The organism is Methylobacterium sp. NPDC097929 (assembly GCF_049543375.1).
In the GTDB taxonomy this organism is placed as follows: Bacteria; Pseudomonadota; Alphaproteobacteria; order Rhizobiales; family Beijerinckiaceae; genus Methylobacterium.
Genome location: NZ_JBMVEP010000015.1, coordinates 39568 through 58799, shown reverse-complemented (window position 1 = coordinate 58799; position 19232 = coordinate 39568). Strand labels below are relative to the sequence as shown.

General features: G+C 64.8%; 25 protein-coding genes. 24 read left to right on the top strand and 1 reads right to left on the bottom strand.

Features of this window, described 5'->3' with window-relative positions:
* The first annotated feature begins 160 nt into the window (after positions 1-160).
* Complete coding sequence (locus ACPCJR_RS23295; RefSeq protein WP_126006054.1) at positions 161-1084, top strand: DUF2493 domain-containing protein; 924 nt, start codon at positions 161-163, stop codon at positions 1082-1084.
* A gap of 257 nt (positions 1085-1341) precedes the next feature.
* On the opposite strand, the gene ACPCJR_RS23290 is transcribed toward ACPCJR_RS23295, so the two are convergent.
* Complete coding sequence (locus tag ACPCJR_RS23290; protein WP_126006038.1) at positions 1342-1551, bottom strand: hypothetical protein; 210 nt, start codon at positions 1549-1551, stop codon at positions 1342-1344.
* Positions 1552-1865: 314 nt separating this feature from the next.
* Between ACPCJR_RS23290 and ACPCJR_RS23285 the strand changes: the two genes are divergently transcribed.
* From ACPCJR_RS23285 to trbJ, 23 genes are all read left to right on the top strand, one after another.
* Positions 1866-2033: a hypothetical protein gene (locus tag ACPCJR_RS23285; RefSeq protein WP_164523378.1), complete on the top strand. Its 168-nt coding sequence runs from the start codon at positions 1866-1868 to the stop codon at positions 2031-2033.
* A gap of 143 nt (positions 2034-2176) precedes the next feature.
* The gene (locus ACPCJR_RS23280) at positions 2177-2620 is read left to right on the top strand and encodes a hypothetical protein (protein ID WP_126006036.1); all 444 of its coding nucleotides are present in this window, start codon (positions 2177-2179) and stop codon (positions 2618-2620) included.
* Positions 2621-3176: 556 nt separating this feature from the next.
* On the top strand, positions 3177-3503 hold the full coding sequence (locus ACPCJR_RS23275) for a DUF736 domain-containing protein (protein WP_027297060.1): 327 nt from the start codon (positions 3177-3179) through the stop codon (positions 3501-3503).
* Between the two features lie 167 nt (positions 3504-3670).
* Positions 3671-3913, top strand: coding sequence for a helix-turn-helix domain-containing protein (locus ACPCJR_RS23270; RefSeq protein ID WP_027297061.1), 243 nt, complete (start codon positions 3671-3673; stop codon positions 3911-3913).
* Between the two features lie 117 nt (positions 3914-4030).
* Positions 4031-4294, top strand: a complete 264-nt coding sequence (locus ACPCJR_RS23265; protein WP_027297062.1) for a DNA -binding domain-containing protein — start codon at positions 4031-4033, stop codon at positions 4292-4294.
* A 115-nt stretch (positions 4295-4409) separates the two neighbouring features.
* Positions 4410-4718 carry a transcriptional regulator domain-containing protein gene (locus tag ACPCJR_RS23260; protein ID WP_391515246.1) on the top strand — a complete coding sequence of 103 codons (309 nt, stop codon included), beginning with the start codon at positions 4410-4412 and terminating at the stop codon, positions 4716-4718.
* Positions 4719-4761: 43 nt separating this feature from the next.
* Positions 4762-5166 (top strand): DUF2285 domain-containing protein, encoded by a 405-nt coding sequence (locus tag ACPCJR_RS23255; protein ID WP_126006034.1) that lies wholly within the window; start codon positions 4762-4764, stop codon positions 5164-5166.
* Between the two features lie 126 nt (positions 5167-5292).
* Positions 5293-5577: a helix-turn-helix transcriptional regulator gene (locus ACPCJR_RS23250; protein WP_024350838.1), complete on the top strand. Its 285-nt coding sequence runs from the start codon at positions 5293-5295 to the stop codon at positions 5575-5577.
* A 13-nt stretch (positions 5578-5590) separates the two neighbouring features.
* Positions 5591-6478, top strand: coding sequence for a replication initiator protein A (locus ACPCJR_RS23245; protein ID WP_126006032.1), 888 nt, complete (start codon positions 5591-5593; stop codon positions 6476-6478).
* 208 nt (positions 6479-6686) lie between these two features.
* On the top strand, positions 6687-7325 hold the full coding sequence (parA, locus tag ACPCJR_RS23240; RefSeq protein ID WP_126006030.1) for a ParA family partition ATPase: 639 nt from the start codon (positions 6687-6689) through the stop codon (positions 7323-7325).
* Positions 7322-7576: a hypothetical protein gene (locus ACPCJR_RS23235; protein ID WP_126006028.1), complete on the top strand. Its 255-nt coding sequence runs from the start codon at positions 7322-7324 to the stop codon at positions 7574-7576. The genes parA and ACPCJR_RS23235 overlap by 4 nt, the downstream gene beginning before the upstream one ends.
* Positions 7573-8094: a DUF2840 domain-containing protein gene (locus ACPCJR_RS23230; RefSeq protein WP_126006026.1), complete on the top strand. Its 522-nt coding sequence runs from the start codon at positions 7573-7575 to the stop codon at positions 8092-8094. The genes ACPCJR_RS23235 and ACPCJR_RS23230 overlap by 4 nt, the downstream gene beginning before the upstream one ends.
* Complete coding sequence (locus ACPCJR_RS23225; protein ID WP_062347402.1) at positions 8091-8636, top strand: S26 family signal peptidase; 546 nt, start codon at positions 8091-8093, stop codon at positions 8634-8636. The genes ACPCJR_RS23230 and ACPCJR_RS23225 overlap by 4 nt, the downstream gene beginning before the upstream one ends.
* Before the next feature lie 46 nt (positions 8637-8682).
* On the top strand, positions 8683-9030 hold the full coding sequence (locus ACPCJR_RS23220) for a DUF736 domain-containing protein (protein ID WP_126006024.1): 348 nt from the start codon (positions 8683-8685) through the stop codon (positions 9028-9030).
* Between the two features lie 3 nt (positions 9031-9033).
* A complete protein-coding gene (locus ACPCJR_RS23215) occupies positions 9034-9795 on the top strand; it encodes a lytic transglycosylase domain-containing protein (RefSeq protein ID WP_126006022.1) in 762 nt (253 codons plus the stop codon).
* Positions 9796-10039: 244 nt separating this feature from the next.
* Positions 10040-11776, top strand: a complete 1737-nt coding sequence (locus ACPCJR_RS23210; RefSeq protein ID WP_391515249.1) for a relaxase/mobilization nuclease domain-containing protein — start codon at positions 10040-10042, stop codon at positions 11774-11776.
* A 25-nt stretch (positions 11777-11801) separates the two neighbouring features.
* Positions 11802-13787: a conjugal transfer protein TraG gene (locus ACPCJR_RS23205; RefSeq protein ID WP_126006018.1), complete on the top strand. Its 1986-nt coding sequence runs from the start codon at positions 11802-11804 to the stop codon at positions 13785-13787.
* A 9-nt stretch (positions 13788-13796) separates the two neighbouring features.
* Complete coding sequence (locus tag ACPCJR_RS23200; RefSeq protein WP_126006016.1) at positions 13797-14228, top strand: CopG family transcriptional regulator; 432 nt, start codon at positions 13797-13799, stop codon at positions 14226-14228.
* Positions 14229-14445: 217 nt separating this feature from the next.
* Positions 14446-15378, top strand: a complete 933-nt coding sequence (gene trbB, locus ACPCJR_RS23195; RefSeq protein ID WP_275436986.1) for a P-type conjugative transfer ATPase TrbB — start codon at positions 14446-14448, stop codon at positions 15376-15378.
* On the top strand, positions 15378-15710 hold the full coding sequence (locus tag ACPCJR_RS23190) for a TrbC/VirB2 family protein (RefSeq protein ID WP_024350826.1): 333 nt from the start codon (positions 15378-15380) through the stop codon (positions 15708-15710). Before trbB ends, ACPCJR_RS23190 begins: the two co-directional genes overlap by 1 nt.
* Positions 15710-15991 carry a VirB3 family type IV secretion system protein gene (locus tag ACPCJR_RS23185; RefSeq protein ID WP_024350825.1) on the top strand — a complete coding sequence of 94 codons (282 nt, stop codon included), beginning with the start codon at positions 15710-15712 and terminating at the stop codon, positions 15989-15991. The genes ACPCJR_RS23190 and ACPCJR_RS23185 overlap by 1 nt, the downstream gene beginning before the upstream one ends.
* Before the next feature lie 11 nt (positions 15992-16002).
* Entirely contained in the window at positions 16003-18456 is a 2454-nt protein-coding gene (gene trbE / locus ACPCJR_RS23180; protein ID WP_126006014.1) for a conjugal transfer protein TrbE, read from the top strand.
* Entirely contained in the window at positions 18453-19223 is a 771-nt protein-coding gene (trbJ, locus tag ACPCJR_RS23175) for a P-type conjugative transfer protein TrbJ (RefSeq protein ID WP_062347412.1), read from the top strand. Before trbE ends, trbJ begins: the two co-directional genes overlap by 4 nt.
* Positions 19224-19232 lie beyond the last annotated feature (9 nt).

Below are 19232 nucleotides of genomic sequence, written 5' to 3'. Positions count from 1 at the left end.
CTTTCCGGCGCGGCCCAGAGGCCGCTTTCCATCGCGAAGCAAAATAGCCGGCCTTAGCCATCGAGCCCTACGCTTTCGCTCCGGGTGCCCGGCCGTCCGGCCCGCGGGCTTCGTCGCCATGAAGGCCGCGACGGTCGCGGTCCAACCGATGGAGCATCCCATGCGCGATCACGACGACTACGAACCGCATCACGAATCCTCACCCACCGACCATGTCCTCAACGAACTGCAACTCCACGGCTACCGACCCTTCACCGACGAGCCCGACCAGCGGCTTCTGCCGGACGGCAACCAGGTCGCGGGCGCCGTCGCCGACATCTTCGACGCTCTGATCGGCACCCTGGCAGACACGCGCCTCGAACCTGACCTCGACGATCTCCTCTGGTCGACCGTGAACGTCTTCCACCGCGCGACCGACCGGATCGGCCGCGAACTGGATGACAATGAGCAGTCCCAGAAGCGGGCGCAACGCGAACAGGACGGCAGCGAGGTGAAATCGGTCGAACTGGAGCGCCTGATCGCAGAGGGCATCACGCTGATAGAGCGCCAGAACGCCTTCGAGCTAATGCGCGACCAGGCCGCCGAACACTACGAACGCCACGTCGGCAAGCCTTGGCTCCCGCGCAGCGGATCGAAGGTCAACCATCGCAATCTGACTTCGGCGATGATCGACAGCCGCGACTTCTTGATGGCGAAGAAGCGCGCCGACCAGGAGGTGCTCCTGCCGCCTGGCCCCAAGATCGTCGTCACTGGCGGCCTCGACTTCAATGATCACCAGCTTATCTGGGCAAAGCTCGATCAGGTTCACGCCAAGCACGCCGGCATGGTTCTGGTCCATGGAAAGTCGCCAAAGGGTGCCGAGAGGATCGCCTCGCTTTGGGCATCGAACCGCAATGTTCCGCAGATCGGCTTTGTACCCGATTGGACCAAGCACGGACGATCGGCACCGTTCAAGCGGAATGACCAGATGCTCGAGATCGTGCCGAAGGGCGTGCTGCACTTCCCGGGCACGGGCATAAATGACAACCTCGCCGACAAGGCCAAGAAGCTCGGCATTCCAGTTTGGAAGCACGGCGGCGCGTAAGCGCCGCCACGCATGCGCCGCTGCCTAGCGCTTCATCTTCGTGACTTTGTAGACGCACCCGGAGTGATCATACGTGGTCCAATCACCAACTTGCTGACCTTGGTCAAAGTAGCCGGACCGCAGCTTCGAACCGTCGCGGCGAAACCACTCCCAGTACCCGGTAGGTTGTCCCTCCATCGTCTGGCCGACGACCCACAAGCTTCCGTCCTTGTGTCGCCTCTCGAACGCGAGCGTCTCCGTCATTGGCAGCCCCACGTTCAGTCTGGCTCGCCTGTCACTGCGATACGGGCGGATCGCGCGTAGAAGGCAAGCTCGGTGTCGTTTTCAATCAACGCGTCGAGGAGCGCTTTCATATCCGCTTGGTCCGAAGACGACTGAAAGGGGCCCGGCTGCCGCTCGATCGCCAGCACAGCGATCGTCAAAGCCTTTTTCACGAGGTGCAGGCTCCTTCCTGTGAACTCCGCCATCGACCAGCCCTTCGCGACTCTACACTTGCCGCCAAGAGCATAGCGCAAATGAAGCCATCTGAGGACACGACGCGAGGCTAAGTCGAAAGCAGCGTCGAGACTGAAAACGGGTCTCCCGACGCGAAGACCACCTCCGCCTATCAGCGCTGATCCTTGGTCCAGCCGCGGACTTGTCGCCATCAACCCATGAAGGGTCGGCTATGCGAGCATGCCGCCGCTGCAGCTACGCCTGCGCGGTGATTGCAGTCCACGGCCGAACACTTCGGGCGCCTGTCGGCGGGGGATGGTCCCCCGCTCCAGCAGGAGCCCAGCAGATGTCCCTCAATCAAGCTCACGCCTTCGCCTTCAGCCTCGCCACCACCCTGATGGTCTCGATTGTCATCTTCCAGGCGGGCGACGGCAGCATTGGTGTCATGCCCGCGGGCGAATATGACGGCGAACTCGCCGCGATCGTCCATGAGGTTGATCCCTTCGCCCGCTGATCGCGGGCAAGGCTTCACGGCCGCAAGCGGAAGTCCGGCAGGATTTCCGCTCCCGTCCCGGCTTGTCATTCGCTATACTTCAGGCGCGCTGTGGTGGTGGTGGAGGCGCGATCGTCAGCCATGAACGATTGGAAACCACTGCCATGATCGTCCTTGCCATACTCGCATCCCTCTTCGCCGTCGGCCTGCTCTGCTGGCTGGTGTTCACCTTGGCCGTTTTCGCTCTGCCCGCCTTCGTCGGCGTGACGACGGGCGCCTGGGCCAACGAAGGCGGCGCCGGCATTGCCGGCGCTGTCGTCGTGGGCGCGCTCGCAGCGGCGATGACGCTCGCCATCGGGCACCTCCTGATCGCCTTCGTACGTCCGATGTGGCTGAAACTCGTCGTGGCGGTCGCCTTCGTCGCCCCGGCGGCGATTGCGGGTTTTCATGCCACCCATGGCATCGTGAAGCACCTGATGCCGTCGGAAGCGTGGCAGATGGCGTTTTCGATCTTCGGGGCCGTCGCGGTCGGGATCACCGCCTTCCTCCGGGTCGCTGGACTAGTGGCGACTCCCAGCCCATCCAGCCCGGGCCTTACTCGGGCATAATCTTTGTCGACGTCGTTCCGGCGGATCGGAACAGCACAAGACAACGCATATCCTCGTAGCCTCCGAGGTTGCAGATGAAGCGGTGGGTGCTGATTGTTCATCGCCCCGAAAAGCGACCCGCGGGGGAGCGCTTTGGGCAACACCGGCAGCGCATCCGTTCGTGCACCGAAGGCAGAGACGCTCCCGGTGGCAGTGGACGGAGATGCTGGAGCAATGCCTGTCGATGGGGAACGAAGCTGCTGCGCACGCCCTGCGCCAACTTGCCGATGCGGGAGGGTCGCCATCTTCTCCGTTATCTGACCGTGCCTAGACCGCTCCAAACGGCCTCTTCAATGGCCTGATCTGGCCGAAGTACGGCTTCGCCTCGATCGCCTATGACACAACAGCCGCGTCGAACTTTCTTCCCCTGCCGGCTGCGCCGTCATTCCTCGCGAGACAAGAAAGTCCTCCTAAGCTGTCAGGCCCCTTCGGGGTGCGCCGTCGACCGCCTCCGGCCTGCCGATCGCCATCGAGGCCGCAATGGTGCGGGCTCGGGAACGGAAAACGGAGAATTACAATGGCGACCATCGGCACCTTCAAGAAGACCGGCTCGAACGAGTTCACCGGCGAAATCGTCACCCTCAGCGTCCAGGCCAAGGGCGTGCGCATCGTCCCCGATACCCGCGCCACCGGCGAGAACGCTCCCAGCCACCGCGTCCTGGTGGGCCGCGCCGAGATCGGCGCCGCCTGGTCTAAGCGCTCCAACGAGGGCCGCGACTATCTCGGCCTCAAGCTCGACGATCCGAGCTTCAACGCCCCGATCTACGCCAACCTCTTCGACGACGAGGACGGCGATACCTTCTCGCTGATCTGGTCCCGCCCGAGCGGGCGGCGCGGCGACTGAGGCCTCCGCGCAAGGCCCCGGCCGGAAGGTCGGGGCCTTTCAGCTTTCTGGTAAACGAATCAGCTGACGTTTGCCCGGTCGGCTTTGCGGTGGCCAAACTGGCATAGGGCGACTATTATAGTCGTAGTTCTAGCGTGCGCGTAGGTCCGGGTGGGAGGTGATCATGCATGATCACCGCCCGACAATCACGGGCCGCGCGCGCGTTGCTGGGTTGGACACAGGAGACGCTCGCTGACAAGGCTCGCGTATCTCTGACCGCCCTCAAGCGCCTCGAGTCGGCCAGTGGCCTCGAGGTGTACGAGAGCACGCGGGATGAGGTCAGGCGCGCTTTCGAACAGAATGGCGTCGTGTTCCTGAGCTCCGACCGTGGTGTGGGAGTGATGGTGGTTGATCGCAAAGGGCAAGCCTGACGGCACGCGAGGAGCGAACTCGCAAACGCCCCACTCATCGGGTTGCGCTAGAAGCTCGCTCGTAACATCGTTAACAAAATACTCCAGTATGGATGGATATCCGCGCCGGGGAACGCCGTGACTACAAGCTTATTTCTTGATGAACCGCCAAGCAGCGCGACGCCGACCGCCTATGACGCGGCCAATGTGAAGCTTTACCTGCGTTTGTTGGATGCCGAAGCGCAAGGCGCTTCCTGGGCGGACGTCGTCGAGACGATTTTCGGGATTTCGGTCAACGCCGAGCCCGAGCGTGCCGAGCGCGTTCACCGCTCGCATCTCGCGCGCGCAAAGTGGATGACGAAGAACGGCTATAGCGGTTTGCTGGCCGGCCGCGTGAACTGAACGTGATGCAGGTTTCGCATCACGTTGCTCCGCCTTCGTTATTCCCAGCCTTCACACAACTTGGAATCGTGTCCGCAGCTCAATTCGCGCGCTAAAACTGCGGAGGCTGTGGAGGATGTCTGAAGAAGATTCTTGGCGGTCAGAGGCCGCTTACGGCTATGTCGATGGTCTGTCTCCCGGAGATCTTGCCTGGGAGTTTTTGCGGAGAAACACCGAGTACCGGCGATCATACGACGAATTCCTCCAGGCAGGCGACAACACCGAAGAACTGACCCGGGAGTTTACATCCCGATGGGGGTTGCGATTTCCCGGCAGACCCTTCTGCATCTGCAATCGTCTCTCCAGTCTTTTGGGACGCCCACTTCGATCCATCGATCGTCGTCCTCGGCAAAATCCCGACGGCTCACACGCCTCCCTCACTTGACGATTTTATCAGGGCGCAGGCCATAAATGGCATCGATGGCGAGATGCTGCGCCTTCAGATCCGGGGCGAAAAGTTCGACGCTTCTCTGCGCGACGGTGCCGGAAGTCTCGCGGCCATGGTCCTTCTCGATGAGCTTACGCCCGACCGCCTGAGCGCGCTGGCTCGCTTTTGGGCGGCTCTCGCTGGAAAAACCGTCCCGCCGGATCCGCGTATCACCCGATCCCGACAAAAGCGGGCGCGCGAAATGCTGCGCGTCCTCGACGGTCGGGCATCCGGAGCGACGTATCGTGCAATCGCCGACGCCGTCTTTCCCAAACATGATCACGACGCAGCCTCGTGGGTAGGCAGCGCAATCCGCGAGACGACCATTCGCCTGGCTAGAGACGGCGCGAAGCTCGTCCAGGGCGGCTATCGTTCGATCTTGCGCCGGCCACGCCGAGACCGCTGACGCCCCAAGGGGTGTCGAACTTATCTCCTTTACTTCGACATCGTGCCGACCGCCGCAATCGCGCCACCGTGACCGCAATCCGCCGCCTGTCCGAGGCAGGCGCCGCGAAAACACGGAGGTTCGATCATGGACGAAACGGCCGCCCCCATGCCGCCACGCTACCTCAGGACAGAGGAAGCCGCGCGCTTTCTCGGCCTGTCGGAGCGCACGCTCGAAAAGCACCGAACATACGGCACCGGACCGACCTACCGGAAGCTCGGTGGACGGGTGGTCTATTCGCTGACCGACCTGCAAGCGTGGGCCGATCGCGGCTTGGTGACCTCCACCTCGGATCCGCGTGGCGGCATCGTCGCTCCTGCGAAAGCTGCGGCCTCCCAAGGCCGCAACGCCGGCACGTCCGGCCTTCGCTGATCCGGTCTCCGTGATGTCGTCCCGCTATCAACGCAGCGACGAGCGAGCGCAACTCGACCTCTTCCGGGCGCTGCCCGGTGACTTGGCGCCTCGCGATGCGCAGGACCTGATGGCCTATCCGTTCTTCTCCCTCGCCAAGTCGAAGCGGCTTGCGCCGATCGACTTCAAGGCCGGCTCGGTCAAGATCCGTGTCGAGGCAGTGCCCGAGCATGGCATGGCGACGATCTGGGACGCCGACATCCTCATCTGGGCCGCCTCACAGATCGTCGAGGCTCGCGACGTGGGGCTCCAGCCGTCGCGGCTGATGGCCACGACCCCGTATGAAATCCTGAACTTCATCGGCCGCGGCGTATCGCTGCGGGATTACGATCGGCTCAAGGCCGCACTCGACCGACTGCAGTCGACTACCGTCGCGACCTCGATCCGCCAGCCGACAGAGCGTCGGATGCACCGGTTCTCCTGGATCAACGAGTGGAAGGAACGAGCCGACCAGCGCGGCAGGCCGCTCGGCCTCGAACTCATCGTTCCCGACTGGTTTTACAGCGCGGTGCTCGACGACGCGCTCGTGCTCACCATCGACCGCAACTACTTCGGCCTGACCGGAGGGCTGGAGCGCTGGCTGTACCGCCTGGTGCGCAAGCACGGCGGCAAGCAGGAGTTCGGCTGGAGCTTCGACTTTCCGCACCTCCATGCAAAGTCGGGTAGCCTCTCGCCACTCAAGCACTTTGCCTACGACCTCCGCGAGATCGTCCGCCGGCAGCCGCTCCCCGGGTATCAGCTCACCATCGAGCAGTGCGTCGGCGGTCCCGACATCCTGTTCTTCGCACCCACCGATCCCGACGCGCTTGGCATTCCGCGCCGCCGTCGCCGCTTGAAAACTCGCCCTGGGGATAAGCTGTGAATCGTCTCGTGCTATCGGGGACCGGCACTATCGTGCCATCGGGGACCGAAGTCTCGTGCTATCGGGGACCGGATTCGACGAATCCTCGCGCTGAATCAGCGACTTGCAAGCCCTGTAACTTATCTAACCTAGATTCCTACGGAATCTTTCTAACGCGACCGTGCTTTTCGGCCGCTGTGGACGAGTCCCCGATCGCCGGGAGATCGTCATGATCGTCGCGCTGCTCAACCAGAAGGGCGGCGTCGGGAAGACGACGCTCGCCCTGCACCTCGCCGGCGAATGGGCTCGCCGTGGACAGCGCGTGACGCTGATCGACGCCGACCCCCAGGGTTCGGCGCTCGACTGGTCGCAGCAGCGCAGCCGAGAGGGGTTGGAGCGGCTGTTCGGTGTCGTCGGCCTGGCCCGCGACACGCTCCACCGCGAAGCGCCGGAGTTGGCCCGCGACGTTGACCATGTCGTCATCGACGGCCCGCCGCGCGTCGCCGGGCTGATGCGCTCGGCGCTGCTCGCGGCCGATCTCGTGCTCATTCCGGTGCAGCCGTCGCCGCTCGATGGCTGGGCCTCCGCCGAAATGCTCTCGCTGCTCGGGGAGGCACGCATCTACCGCCCGCAGCTCGCCGCCCGCTTCGTGCTGAACCGCTGCGCGGCTCGCACCGTGTTGGCGCGCGAGACGACCGAAACGCTCGCGGATCACGACCCGCCCTTGCTCTCGACCACGATCGGCCAGCGCATCGTCTTCGCCGATGTCGTGCAGACCGGCCGGCTCGCCGCCGAGCAGGACCAGGACTGCCCTGGCGCGCGCGAAATCGCCGCGCTCGCGGCGGAAGTCGCGAGGATCGGCGCATGAGCGCGCGGTCCCCGAAACGCAGCTTCGCGGCGCGTCCGGCCGATCCGGAGAGCTGGATCAAGGCGCCCGAGCGCCACACCCCGCGCGCACAAGCCGGCGAGGACTTCTCGGCGCGACTGACGATCGACGTGACTGCGGATATGCGCGGCCGCATCAAGATCGCCGCGTTCCAGCGCGGGCAGACCGTCGCCGACATGCTGCGCGCGCTGTTCGAGCGCGAATTCCCACCCCCGTCAGGAGAAGGATCATGACCGGCCATGTCGCCGCGCCAATGCGCGTCGGCCGCGCTGCCGCCGAGCCGCCGCCAGAAGCTTTCACCCAGGTCGAACTTACTTGGGTCGAGAAGCGAACGGAGCACTGGATACGGTTCGGTCGCGAGCTACGCGAACAGATCCTCGACCGGCGCCGACGCATCCTCTTCTTCCCTCCCGGAAGCATCTTTGCGCTGGTCCGATGGGCCGCGAATGAGCACGGGACCGTGCTCTCGCGCCTCGACATCCTGCGCGCTGTTGAGCCTACTGCGCCGTGCCAGACGATGCCGACCGTCACGCCCGGAGCGGACATCCTCCTGCGCGTCGACGGCTGGCCGAAGGTGGAGCGCATGCTCCAGCTCATCGACGCCATCGAGGCGCGTGGCATCGAGCCGATCGAGGTCTCGCCGGACCATTGGCGCCACGTCCACAACCGAATGACCGTCGGCGAAACGCCACGCGCTTATGGTCTTCGGCAGCATCGCGCCTTTCTCCTGCGCGAGGAGATCGGCGCATGACGCGGCTCTCCTACGCCATCGCCACGACGGCGGCGGTGTCGCTTCTAGGCCTCGCCTCGATCGCCTCATTCGCGCCGCGCCTCATCTGGAACGCTTCAGCCAGCACGCCGGTCGGCTTCTACACGATCGGCGATGTAGGCGCCCTCGACGTGACCGATCTGGTGGCGGTCGACGCGCCCGAGCCGCTCGCAACATTCCTGTCCGATGGCGACTACCTGCCACGCGGCGTGCCGCTCTTGAAGCGCGTCGCCGCGCTCCCGGGTCAGCGGGTTTGCCGGACTGGGCTCGCTATCACGGTCGACGGCGTGCCGATCGGCGACGCCCTCGATCGCGATCGTCGCGGTCGCCCGCTCCCCGTTTGGCAGGGCTGCCGCTTGGTCGCGGCTGGCGAGTTGTTCCTGATGAACTGGCAGGTCCGCGACAGCCTCGACGGCCGCTACTTCGGCCCGCTTCCGGCCACCGCCGTGATCGGCCGGGCCACCCCTCTCTACACCGACGAGGACGGCGATGGCCGCTTCGTCTGGCGCGCGCCGACGCGGTGACGACGCGCCCATGACCCTGTCCACCGCACTCTGAAGGAGACGACCAATGCCCGTGATCGGTCAATTCATGCGCGAGAATGATGGCTTCATCGGCCATCTGACGACACTTTCCCTGCACCAGGACATCATCATCGTCGCGGCCGAGCCGTCCGAAGCTGAGAACGCGCCCGACTACCGCGTCCATGTGCTCGACACCATGAGCAACGAGACCGGCGCGGAGATCGGCGCGGGTTGGAAGCGCACCGGCGAGAAGGCCGGCGAATACGTCTCGCTGCAGCTTGACGATCCGACCTTCGAACATCCGATCCGCGCCAACCTGTTCCAGTCGGCCGACGACAAGTCCGCCTGGGGCCTGCACTGGAACCGTCCGCCAAAGCGCAGCGAGCGGGACTGAACGATGCCCGCCACACGCATCAAACCTGTCGTCGGAGGGAGGATCGCCCTCCGACGTGCAGCTCTCCTTCTCCTTTCCGGCCTGGTCCTCGCCGGATCCGCCGCGAGCACTGCCTGCGCCCAGCAGGCGCAGGTCGAGCAGCCATCACGCAGCGATCCCTATGGCGCGTACATCGCAGAGGCGTCTCAGCGGTTTGGCGTTCCAGAAACGTGGATACGTGCCGTCATGCGCGTCGAAAGCGCGGGCGATGTGCGCGCGATCTCGTCGGCCGGCGCGATGAGCCTGATGCAAATCATGCCCGCCACGTGGGAGGAGTTGCGCGTCCGGCATCGGCTCGGCGGCAACCCCTACGACCCCCGGGACAACATTCTGGCGGGTGCTGCATATCTGCGCGAGATGCACGACCGCTACGGATCGCCGGGGTTTTTGGCGGCGTACAACGCGGGTCCGGGCCGCTACGAAGAGTATCTCGCCGGCCGCCCATTGCCGGCCGAAACGCGCGCCTATGTCGCGACGCTCGCCCCCATCGTGGGGGGCGGTGAACTCACCGGCCCTGTCATGGTGGCGTCCGCCGATCCGCTGACCTGGACGAGAGCGCCGCTCTTCGTCGCACAGTCGGCCGGCAGAGAGTCTGTCGTGCCGTTGCAGTCTGAAGGCAAGTCGGACACCGCCACGGCGGCGGCACCGGTGCGCGATCAAGGCCCCGTGGCTTCGCCCACCGATGGCCTTTTCGTTGCGCGCAGCGTTTCCGGGGGACCGCGATGACCGCGTTCGCACCCGTTCGTACCGTGGCGTGCCTTGGCGGGAGATGGGCAGTCTGCGGAGGGGGAGCAGTCAGCACAACCGAACGATGGCGAGATAAAAGCCGGCGATGTGCGGCTTGGTGCGGTCGTGTGTTTTCAGGGACTTATGGCGCATTTGCGCGAGGTGCGCCTAACTGGCGCAGCCTGCGCAATCGCCATTTTTCCAAGTGGTTCCTTCGCTTAGCGCGATGTGCGGAGCTTTGGCGATGAGCGGCGAGGACGATTTCCGCATCCGGCCTGGCCGCATCCGCTCGACACGCGCACAACAGGCACGTCCCTTCATCGCTCAGGCACTTGCGGCCGCACAGCGGGCCGGCGGCCGCGTCTCGCGATCCGGCCAGATCACCACGAGCAATCGCTCGCGGTTCGGTCGCGGGCAACGCGCGACAGTGCAGGCAAACCGGCTCCTGACCAGCCAGTCGCGCAACGTGGTTATCAAGACGCGCGTCGTGCGGCACACCGCTAAGGCCGCGCCGCTTAGCGCCCACCTCAGCTACCTCCGGCGCGAGGGTGTTACCCGGGACGGGGAGAAGGCCCAGCTGTTCGGTCCCGAGACCGGAGACGCCGATCCGAAGGCCTTCGCTGAGCGAACCCAGGACGACCGCCATCATTTCCGCTTCATCGTCTCACCGGAGGACGCAACGGAGATGTCCGACCTCAGGACATACGCCCGCGACCTGATGGGGCAGATGGAAAAGGACCTCGGCACCAAGCTCGATTGGGTCGGCGTCGATCATTGGAACACCGACAATCCCCATGTCCACATCATCCTGCGAGGACGTACCGACGACAGCCAGGACCTCGTAATCTCCCGCGACTACATCAAGGAAGGCATGCGCGCCCGCGCGCAAGACCTCGTCACCCAGGAACTGGGGCCCCGCACCGAGCAGGAGATCCGTCGTAACCTCGGACGTCAGGTCGAGGCGGAACGCTGGACCGATCTCGATCGGCATATCTCCCGCGACAGCTATCGCACCGGCATCGTCGACCTCGCGCCACGTCCCGATCAGAAGCCTGACGAATTCCACGCGTTGAAGGTCGGCAGGATGCGCAAGCTGGAGACGCTTGGTCTCGCCGATCAGGTCGGTCCCGGTCAGTGGGTTGTGTCGGAGACTGCGGAGAAGACGCTGCGCGCCCTCGGTGAACGCGGCGACATCATCAAGCGCATCCATCGTGGCCTGACCGAGCGTGGCATCGAGCGTGGCGCCGCGAGCTATGTGCTCGCGGGCGAAAGCATCGATGACCCTGTCATCGGGCGTCTGGTCGATCGCGGTCTCGACGACGAACTGAAGGGCACGGCCTATGCCGTCGTCGACGGCACCGACGGGCGAACCCATCATATTAAGCTCCCCGATCTCGACGCGGCTGCCGACAGCGCGCCGGGTTCGATCGTCGAGCTGCGCAAGTTCGACGACGTGCAGGGCCGCCGCCGTGTCGCACTCGCTGTTCGATCCGATCTCGATATCGAACAGCAGGTCCATGCGACCGGCGCCACCTGGCTCGACCGGCAGGCCATCGCCCGCGAACCGGTGGCTCTCGGTGGTGGCGGCTTTGGCGCGGAGGTGCGGCAGGCAATGGACCGACGCGCCGAGCATCTCATCCACCAAGGGCTCGCCGAACGGCAGACCCGTGGCGTCAGCTTCTCGCCCGGACTGATCGACTCGCTGCGCCAGCGCGAGGTCGAAGCGCTCGGCGAGAAGCTCGCGGCCGAAACCGGCCGGCCATTCACCAAGGCCGGAACGGGTGAGTATGTAGCGGGCACCTATCGGCAACGCTTTGCGCTCGCCTCGGGCCGCTTCGCCATGATCGACGACGGGCTCGGCTTCCAGCTCGTGCCCTGGACGCCGTCCCTCGAACGTCAACTCGGCCAGCACGTCTCCGGGGTCTCACGCGGGGGCGGCGTCGACTGGAGCGTCGGCCGCAATCGCGGCCTCGGCATGTAGCCCCGTCAAGAAAGGAGTGCCTGCCATGTCGGCGACGAAAATCCTCTGGGGGCAGATCCTCACCGTGTTCCTGATCGTTTTGATGACGACCTGGGGCGCCACGCAATGGACAGCCTACCGTCTCGGCTTCCAGCCCCAGCTCGGTCAGCCTTGGTTCGAACTGGCCGGATGGCCGATCTATTATCCCCCGGCCTTCTTCTGGTGGTGGTATTTCTACGACGCCTATGCGCCGCCGATCTTCGTCGAGGGCGCCTACATCGCCGCGTCGGGTGGCTTCATCTCCATCGCCGTCGCGATCGGCATGTCGGTATGGCGGGCGCGTGAAGCCAAGAACGTCGAGACCTATGGCTCGGCCCGCTGGGCACGACCGGAAGAGGTGAAGGCGGCAGGACTGCTCGGCCCCGACGGAGTCGTACTCGGCAGGCATGAGCGCGAGTATCTCCGCCATGACGGTCCGGAGCATGTGCTGTGCTTCGCGCCGACCCGTTCCGGCAAGGGCGTGGGCCTGGTGGTGCCTTCGCTCTTGACCTGGCCGGGGTCGGCGATCGTCCACGACATCAAGGGCGAGAACTGGACGCTCACCGCCGGCTATCGCGCACGGCATGGCCGCGTGCTGCTCTTCGATCCGACGAACGCGAAGTCGGCGGCCTACAACCCGCTGCTCGAAGTGCGCCGCGGCGAATGGGAAGTCCGCGACGTGCAGAACATCGCCGACATTCTCGTCGACCCGGAAGGCTCGCTCGAAAAGCGAAACCACTGGGAGAAGACATCGCACGCGCTTCTGGTCGGCGCGATCCTGCATGTCCTGTACGCAGAGGCCGACAAGACATTGGCCGGCGTCGCCGCCTTTCTCTCCGATCCGAAGCGCCCGATCGAGTCGACCCTCGCGGCGATGATGAAGACCGCCCATCTCGGCGAGGCCGGCCCGCACCCGGTGATCGCCAGCGCGGCGCGCGAGCTGCTCAACAAATCCGACAACGAGCGATCCGGGGTGCTGTCGACAGCGATGTCGTTCCTCGGCCTGTATCGCGATCCCGTCGTGGCCGAGGTCACCCGTCGCTGCGACTGGCGTATCGCCGACATGGTTGGCGGCAAGCATCCAACCACACTTTACCTCGTGGTGCCGCCATCGGACATCAACCGGACCAAGCCGCTGATCCGCCTGATCCTCAACCAGGTCGGGCGCCGGTTGACCGAGGACCTGCAGGCGAAGGGCAACCGACACCGGTTGCTGTTGATGCTCGACGAATTTCCCGCACTTGGACGCTTAGACTTCTTCGAGAGCGCGCTCGCCTTCATGGCGGGTTACGGGTTGAAAGCTTTCCTCATCGCGCAATCGCTGAACCAAATCGAGAAAGCCTACGGCCCGAACAACTCGATCCTCGATAACTGCCATGTGCGCGTCAGCTTCGCCACCAACGACGAGCGAACGGCCAAGCGCGTTTCGGACGCGCTTGGCACCGCGACCGAAATGAAGGCTATGAAGAACTATGCCGGCCACCGGCTATCGCCCTGGCTCGGCCACCTGATGGTGTCGCGCTCGGAGACTGCACGGCAACTGCTCACGCCGGGCGAGATCATGCAGCTCCCGCCGTCAGACGAGATTGTCATGGTCGCCGGCATCCCGCCTATCCGCGCAAAGAAGGCCCGCTATTACGAAGATCGTCGGCTTCAGGAGCGCATCCTTACGCCTCCCGCACTCACGAAGCCCGCAAGCGCTCGAGCCGACGATTGGAGCGCGCTCGCCTTACCGGAGCGCCCGGTGCTGAGCACGCCCGTCGCGGGCGATGCCCTGACCGACGGTGATCCGACGGATTCCGAGCGCCGTCACCAGCCCGAATTGAGCCGAACCAAGACCGTCGAGCGCAAGCCGATCATCGAAAACGAATTCGAGATCGATCCTCGCGACGACGTCGATGAGGATGCTGCGCGCCTCAGCCGCATGACGCAGACCATGCGCCAGGTCGCTCGGCAGGCATCGCTCGATCCTGGCGACGGCATCGAGCTGTAGGAGGCGGGGGTGGCCAAACCTTTGAAGAAGCAGCGGCTGTCGGTCTATCTCGACCCGGACGTCATGAAGGCGCTCGCAGCCCATGCTGCCCGGCGCGATCTGTCCCTGTCACTGGTAGCCGAGGCCGGTATCGCTTCATTCCTCTCGCCGGACGCTGCCGCGCGTCAGGAGGCCGCGACGACGAAGCGGCTCGATCAGCTTGACCGACGCATGGCGCGCATGGAGCGCGATCTGGGAATATCGGTCGAGACGCTCGCAGTGTTCATCCGCTTCTGGCTGACCTCCAACCCGCCGTTGCCGGAGCCGGCGCAGGTCGCGGCTCGCGCCAAAGCGTCGGAGCGCTACGAAGCCTTCGTGACCGCGCTCGGCAGACGACTCGCGCAAGGTCCGAAGCTCAGGCAGGAAATCGCGGAAGACATCCCCGCGCGCGACGCGGAATAATCACTGTTTGACGTATCACAAGTATTCGACCGTTCCGCCGTTTCCCTGTCTTTGTACGCCACAGTACGACGGCCACATGATGGTTGTTGTCACGCCATGATTTCTGCCTCTTCTACTCATCCCCGATCCAGGGCCGCCCGCGGCGGTCCCGCAAAAGAACGGGGACGACGTGACGGCAGCTCACCAGAAATCGGAGGCGATCCTTCGCGGTGCTCGGATGCTGCGCACTGCGCTCGGCCCGGCGATCGCCACGTTTCTGGAAGACCCCGCGATCGTCGAGGTGATGCTCAACCCCGACGGGCGGCTCTGGGTCGACCGGTTGTCGGAAGGTCTCTCCGACACCGGTGAACGCCTATCTCCAGCCGACGGCGAACGCATAGTTCGACTTGTCGCGCATCACGTCGGGGCCGAGGTTCATGCCGGGGCGCCCCGCGTCTCCGCCGAACTGCCTGAAACAGGGGAGCGGTTTGAGGGCCTTCTGCCGCCAGTGGTGTCCGCGCCGGCTTTCGCGATCCGGAAGCCAGCCGTCGCCGTGTTCACGCTCGATGACTATGTCGCGGCTGGCATCATGCTGTCCGACCAAGCCGAAACGCTGCGTCAGGCCGTTCTTCATAGGCGGAACATCCTCGTCGCCGGCGGCACCTCCACCGGTAAGACCACGCTCACGAACGCCCTGTTAGCGGAGGTATCGAAGACATCCGATCGCGTCGTGTTGATCGAGGACACCCGTGAACTGCAATGCGCCGCGCCAAACCTGGTCGCAATGCGCACGAAGGACGGCGTCGCTTCTCTCTCCGATCTTGTCCGTTCCTCGCTGCGTCTTCGTCCCGACCGCATCCCGATCGGCGAAGTGCGCGGTGCAGAGGCGCTCGATCTGCTGAAGGCCTGGGGCACCGGCCATCCCGGCGGCGTCGGCACGATCCACGCCGGCACCGCCATTGGCGCTCTTCGCCGGATGGAGCAACTCATCCAGGAAGCCGTCGTCACGGTTCCGCGCGCGCTGATCGCCGAGACCATTGATCTGGTTGCGGTGCTCTCCGGCCGCGGCTCCTCGCGCCGCCTTGCCGAGCTTGCCCGCGTCGAAGGCCTGGGCCCCGACGGTGACTACTGCGTCACTCCAACAATTCCGTCCATCTCAGGAGACAGGTAATGATCAAGCATGCCCTGCGCATCCGCCGTCACATCGCCACGGCGGCTTCCGTCACTTTCATTTCCATAGCCCTCGCACCTGCCGCTCATGCGTCCGGTTCGTCGATGCCATGGGAAGCTCCTCTGCAGTCGATCCTCGAATCGATCGAAGGCCCGGTCGCAAAGATCATCGCGGTGATGATCATCATCATCACCGGCCTGACTCTCGCCTTCGGCGACACGTCGGGCGGAGCGCGCCGCCTGATCCAGATCGTGTTCGGCCTGTCGATCGCCTTCGCCGCGTCGAGCTTCTTCCTGTCGTTCTTCTCGTTCGGCGGCGGGGCGCTTGTCTGATGGCCGTTGGAGCGGATCATAGCGCGGACGTGCCGGGCTTTTCCGTGCCGGTTCATCGTGCGCTGACCGAGCACATCCTGCTCGGCGGTGCGCCGCGCTCGCTCGCGATCCTCAATGGCACCCTGGCCGCCGCGCTTGGCTTGGGCCTTCGCCTTTGGCTGGTCGGGCTGGCGCTATGGGCGGTCGGCCACTTCGCCGCCGTCTGGGCGGCCAAACGTGATCCGCAATTTGTCGACGTCGTGCGCAAGCATCTGCGCATCCCCGGCCACTTGGCGACTTGAGGAGCCGGGCAATGATGAACCTATCCGAATACCGAAATCGGAATACCCGGCTCGCCGACTTCCTGCCCTGGGCGGCGCTCGCCGGCGAAGGCGTCGTCCTCAACAAAGACGGCAGCCTGCAGCGCTCGGCCCGCTTTCGCGGTCCTGACCTCGACAGCGCAGTGCCAGCCGAGCTCGTCGCCGTCGCTGGCCGGCTGAACAACGCCTTCCGTCGCCTCGGTTCCGGATGGGCCATATTCGTCGAAGCGCAGCGCCATGGCGCCGTGTCATATCCGGCAAGCACATTTGCCGACAGCGCTTCAGCGCTTGTCGATGCCGAGCGCAAGGCAGACTTTGAAGAAGCCGGCGCCCATTTCGAATCCAGCTACTTCCTCACATTCCTTTATCTACCGCCGGCCGAGGATGCCGCCCGTGCCGAGACCTGGCTTTACGAGGGTCGGGACCATGCCGGCGTCGATGCGCGCGAAGTGCTCCGAAGTTTTGTCGATCGCACCGACCGTATCCTCAACCTGATAGACGCCTTCATGCCGGAGTGCGTATGGCTCGATGACGCCGAAACGCTCACCTACCTGCATTCGACGATCTCGACGAAGCGCCATCGCGTCCGCGTGCCCGAAACGCCGATGTACCTCGACGCTTTGCTCGCCGATCAGCCGCTTACCGGCGGGCTGGAGCCCCGGCTTGGAGATGCGCACGTACGCATCCTCACTATCGTCGGCTTCCCGACCGCGACGACGCCCGGCATCCTCGACGAGCTGAACCGGCTCGCCTTTCCCTATCGCTGGTCGACCCGAGCGATCCTGCTCGACAAGACCGACGCGACCAAGCTGCTGACAAAGATCAGGCGGCAGTGGTTCGCAAAGCGCAAGTCGATCGCCGCCATTCTCAAGGAGGTGATGACCAACGAGGCATCGGCGCTCGTTGACACCGACGCGGCGAACAAGGCTGCTGACGCTGATATGGCGCTGCAGGAGCTGGGCGCCGACTATGCCGGCCAAGCCTACGTGACCGCGACCATCACCGTCTGGGATGATGATCCCCGCGTCGCGGCCGAGAAGCTCCGGCTGGTGGAAAAGGTCATTCAGGGCCGCGACTTCACGGCGATGACTGAGACCATCAATGCTGTCGACGCCTGGCTGGGCTCACTCCCCGGGCATGTCTACGCCAACGTCCGCCAGCCGCCCATCAGCACATTGAATCTCGCTCACATGATCCCGCTATCAGCGGTGTGGGCGGGACCGGAACGGGACGAGCACTTCGATGCACCCCCACTGCTTTACGGCAGAACGGAGGGCTCGACCCCGTTCCGGCTTTCCATCCACGTCGGAGATGTCGGTCATACGCTGATCGTCGGGCCGACCGGCGCCGGTAAATCGGTGCTTCTCGCACTCATGGCGCTTCAGTTCCGCCGCTATCCACAATCTCAGGTCTTCGCCTTCGACTTCGGCGGATCGATCCGCGCCGCGGCGCTCGCCATGCAGGGCGACTGGCATGATCTCGGCGGCGGTTTGACCGAGGGCTCCGAGGAGAGTGTGTCGCTCCAGCCGCTCGCCCGCGTCGACGACGTCGCCGAGCGCGCCTGGGCCTCCGACTGGCTGATCGCGATCCTCTCCCGAGAGAGCGTGCCGGTCACGCCCGAGGTCAAGGAGCATTTGTGGTCGGCGCTTTCGTCGTTGGCGTCGGCGCCGGTCGCCGAGCGCACGTTGACCGGGCTCTCGGTACTTCTCCAGTCCAATGACCTGAAACAGGCGCTGCGACCCTACTGCGTCGGCGGCCCCTACGGCCGGCTGTTGGACGCTGAGGCCGAGCATCTCGGCGAGGCGCATGTCCAGGCTTTCGAGACCGAAGGTCTGATCGGCACCGGTGCAGCGGCAGCGGTGCTCGCCTATCTCTTCCATCGCATCGAGGACCGCCTCGACGGCCGGCCGACACTCCTGATCGTGGATGAAGGTTGGCTCGCCCTCGACGACGACCGCTTCGCCGGACAACTCCGCGAATGGCTGAAGACGCTGCGCAAGAAAAACGCCAGCGTCATCTTCGCCACCCAGTCGCTCTCCGACATCGACGGCTCTGCGATAGCGCCGGCGATTATCGAGAGCTGCCAAACGCGCATCCTCCTGCCGAACGAGCGCGCGGTCGAGCCGCAGATCACCGCGATTTACCGCCGATTCGGTCTCAACGACCGGCAGATCGAAATCCTCGCGCGGGCAACGCCCAAGCGAGACTATTACTGCCAGTCGCGACGGGGCAATCGCCTGTTCGAGCTGGGCCTGTCGGATGTGGCGCTGGCGCTGTGCGCAGCCTCATCCAAACAGCATCAAGCGATGATCGCCGATGTCCACGCCCGAAGCGGCACCGAGGGGTTCCTCGCCGAGTGGCTGGCGGCCAACCGACTCGACTGGGCTGCTGACCTGATCACCGACCTCACCAACGTCAATCAACAAGACCCGGAGGCACGTCCATGACACGTCTGATTCAAACCCACAGTCGCGCACTGCGCGTGACGGCCGCACTCCTCGCGGTCCCGCTCGCACTTTCACCGGTCCTCAGCACCCCGGCTGCCGCTCAGTGGATCGTCTACGACCCAACGAACTATGCCCAGAACGTCCTCACTGCGGCGCGGACCCTCCAGCAGGTGAATCAGCAAATCACTCAGCTTCAGAACGAAGCTCAGATGCTGATCAATCAGGCGCGCAATCTTGCCAGCCTCCCGCACTCTTCGCTTCAGCAGCTTCAACAGTCGGTTCAGCGGACGCAACAGCTTCTAAGCCAGGCGCAGGGGATAGCCCTCAACGTCCAGCAGATCGACCGAGCATTCCAGACCACCTATGGCAATGCCTCGATGTCCGCCTCGGATCAGGCGCTCGTCACACAGGCGCGGGAGCGCTGGCAGAACACTGTCGGTGGTCTGCAGGACGCTATGCGAGTCCAGGCGGGTGTTGTCGGCAATATCGACACCAACCGTACGGAGATGTCAGCGCTTATCGGCCAAAGCCAGGGCGCGACGGGGGCGTTGCAGGCGACGCAGGCCGGCAATCAACTGCTCGCACTGCAGGCCCAGCAGCTCGCCGACCTCACCGCCGTCGTCGCCGCCAACGGGCGCGCTCAGAGCCTCTCCGAAGCCGAGCGCGCCGCAGCGGCGGAACAGGGTCGTGAGCAGCGCCGTCGCTTTCTCACGCCCGGCAGCGGCTACCAGCCGGGCAATGCCCGCATGTTCCCGAACGGCAACTGAGGGGCCTGA

Coding starts and splice junctions, on each gene's coding strand:
- parA (WP_126006030.1), top strand. CDS start 6,687: ATGATCGTCGCGCTGCTCAACCAGAAGGGCGGCGTCGGGAAGACGACG.
- trbB (WP_275436986.1), top strand. CDS start 14,446: ATGCTGCGCACTGCGCTCGGCCCGGCGATCGCCACGTTTCTGGAAGAC.
- ACPCJR_RS23230 (WP_126006026.1), top strand. CDS start 7,573: ATGACCGGCCATGTCGCCGCGCCAATGCGCGTCGGCCGCGCTGCCGCC.
- ACPCJR_RS23255 (WP_126006034.1), top strand. CDS start 4,762: ATGCTGCGCCTTCAGATCCGGGGCGAAAAGTTCGACGCTTCTCTGCGC.
- ACPCJR_RS23275 (WP_027297060.1), top strand. CDS start 3,177: ATGGCGACCATCGGCACCTTCAAGAAGACCGGCTCGAACGAGTTCACC.
- trbE (WP_126006014.1), top strand. CDS start 16,003: ATGATGAACCTATCCGAATACCGAAATCGGAATACCCGGCTCGCCGAC.
- ACPCJR_RS23285 (WP_164523378.1), top strand. CDS start 1,866: ATGTCCCTCAATCAAGCTCACGCCTTCGCCTTCAGCCTCGCCACCACC.
- ACPCJR_RS23295 (WP_126006054.1), top strand. CDS start 161: ATGCGCGATCACGACGACTACGAACCGCATCACGAATCCTCACCCACC.
- ACPCJR_RS23225 (WP_062347402.1), top strand. CDS start 8,091: ATGACGCGGCTCTCCTACGCCATCGCCACGACGGCGGCGGTGTCGCTT.
- ACPCJR_RS23235 (WP_126006028.1), top strand. CDS start 7,322: ATGAGCGCGCGGTCCCCGAAACGCAGCTTCGCGGCGCGTCCGGCCGAT.
- ACPCJR_RS23205 (WP_126006018.1), top strand. CDS start 11,802: ATGTCGGCGACGAAAATCCTCTGGGGGCAGATCCTCACCGTGTTCCTG.
- ACPCJR_RS23290 (WP_126006038.1), bottom strand. CDS start 1,551: ATGGCGGAGTTCACAGGAAGGAGCCTGCACCTCGTGAAAAAGGCTTTG.
- ACPCJR_RS23270 (WP_027297061.1), top strand. CDS start 3,671: ATGATCACCGCCCGACAATCACGGGCCGCGCGCGCGTTGCTGGGTTGG.
- ACPCJR_RS23185 (WP_024350825.1), top strand. CDS start 15,710: ATGGCCGTTGGAGCGGATCATAGCGCGGACGTGCCGGGCTTTTCCGTG.
- ACPCJR_RS23210 (WP_391515249.1), top strand. CDS start 10,040: ATGAGCGGCGAGGACGATTTCCGCATCCGGCCTGGCCGCATCCGCTCG.
- ACPCJR_RS23190 (WP_024350826.1), top strand. CDS start 15,378: ATGATCAAGCATGCCCTGCGCATCCGCCGTCACATCGCCACGGCGGCT.
- ACPCJR_RS23260 (WP_391515246.1), top strand. CDS start 4,410: ATGTCTGAAGAAGATTCTTGGCGGTCAGAGGCCGCTTACGGCTATGTC.
- ACPCJR_RS23280 (WP_126006036.1), top strand. CDS start 2,177: ATGATCGTCCTTGCCATACTCGCATCCCTCTTCGCCGTCGGCCTGCTC.
- ACPCJR_RS23250 (WP_024350838.1), top strand. CDS start 5,293: ATGGACGAAACGGCCGCCCCCATGCCGCCACGCTACCTCAGGACAGAG.
- ACPCJR_RS23215 (WP_126006022.1), top strand. CDS start 9,034: ATGCCCGCCACACGCATCAAACCTGTCGTCGGAGGGAGGATCGCCCTC.
- trbJ (WP_062347412.1), top strand. CDS start 18,453: ATGACACGTCTGATTCAAACCCACAGTCGCGCACTGCGCGTGACGGCC.
- ACPCJR_RS23220 (WP_126006024.1), top strand. CDS start 8,683: ATGCCCGTGATCGGTCAATTCATGCGCGAGAATGATGGCTTCATCGGC.
- ACPCJR_RS23245 (WP_126006032.1), top strand. CDS start 5,591: ATGTCGTCCCGCTATCAACGCAGCGACGAGCGAGCGCAACTCGACCTC.